The following is a 1,089-nucleotide window of genomic DNA, read 5'->3' as shown; positions in this document are numbered from 1 at the left end:
AGCGGGCGGGACGCCCGCGCCACTTTCGTGGAGAAGGATTTTCGCGAGATCGCGGTGGAGGTCTTCGAGAGCGGCGGCGATGCCGGGTGTGTGGTGGGTGTTCAATGTGGCGCGGGTTGTTGGCGTGATTACTTCAGCGAGCCTTTCCATAGTGGGCTGTCTTGTAGCCTGTGATCGACGATCATGACTGAACGGGAAATGTGGCGGATGTGACCGTCAACAAAGACGATGTTGAGGCCGTCCTTGTGGGGGTAATTGGGAGGCGGACTTGAGGCCGAACTCCTGATGTTGTTATCGCGGATATAAGGCCAGTAATCTATGCCGCTGGATTCGGGAACACCGTCCAAGAAGAAGGCCATTTGCGAAGGGTTGGCGATGTCGTCGATGGTTTTGGCTGTGTCGGTGAGTTCCGTTGTTCCTGTGCCGGTCTTTTGATAAGTGGCGCAAGCGTAGTGGCTGATGCCATAGGTGCGGGCATAGCCGGTGTTAGGGGCTGGGTTGAGGCGGTAGGCAGAGTAGCAATTGAGGGGAGAAATGAGGTCCGCAGGCCACTTTTCACCCGTGGGCAGCTTTGGCAGAGTGAGGTAGGAGACGAGGCTGGCACTATTGTCGGGGGCGACTTTCCAGTTGTCGCGGTCGAGCATTTTGCCTTTGCGGTCAGTGATAAACATTATGGCGGCGGATTGGAGGGAGCGGAGGTTGCTCATGCATTGCGCGGAGCGGGCGGATTCGCGGACTTTGCTGACTGTCGGGATGATGATCGCCGCCAAGATGCCGATGATGGCAATGACGGTGAGCAGTTCGATGAGCGTGAAGGCAGCGGGGGCGGTGGAAGGGTGTGTGTGTTTTGTGGGTTTCATGGCGTGTGTGTGTATTTGGATTTTAATTACGATCGGGCCAGTCGTCGCTGCGGAAGGGGCAGGCAGGTAGGCCGTCTTGGTTGAATAGACCAGCGCTTGGAGCGTTGCGCCAGGCGTAGCGGACAGCGACGGGAGTAGGGACTTGAGGGGATGTTACAATGATGGTGTTGCCGTCGATTTTGGCTTCGGCGGGAAAAAATGTTTTGTCGGCACCGGCGAGTTCAAAGCC

The 1,089-nt window shown here is 57.2% G+C and carries 1 protein-coding gene and 1 pseudogene; both read right to left on the bottom strand.

The window, feature by feature from the left end; translation table 11 throughout:
• Nucleotides 1-128: 128 nt before the first annotated feature.
• The gene (locus OBACDRAFT_RS25650) at nt 129-860 is read right to left on the bottom strand and encodes a type II secretion system protein (RefSeq protein WP_052362159.1); all 732 of its coding nucleotides are present in this window, start codon (nt 858-860) and stop codon (nt 129-131) included.
• A 22-nt stretch (nt 861-882) separates the two neighbouring features.
• Nucleotides 883-1,089 (bottom strand): annotated as a pseudogene (locus OBACDRAFT_RS16670) (sialate O-acetylesterase); the annotation flags it as partial.

The organism is Geminisphaera colitermitum TAV2, assembly GCF_000171235.2.
GTDB classification, from domain to species: domain Bacteria; phylum Verrucomicrobiota; class Verrucomicrobiia; order Opitutales; family Opitutaceae; genus Geminisphaera; species Geminisphaera colitermitum.
The sequence above is the reverse complement of the archived record's forward strand: the minus strand, read 5'-3'. Positions and strand labels throughout refer to the sequence as shown.

What these genes read in the sequence shown, in the direction of transcription:
- OBACDRAFT_RS25650 (WP_052362159.1), bottom strand. Translation starts at nt 860, where the DNA reads ATGAAACCCACAAAACACACACACCCTTCCACCGCCCCCGCTGCCTTC.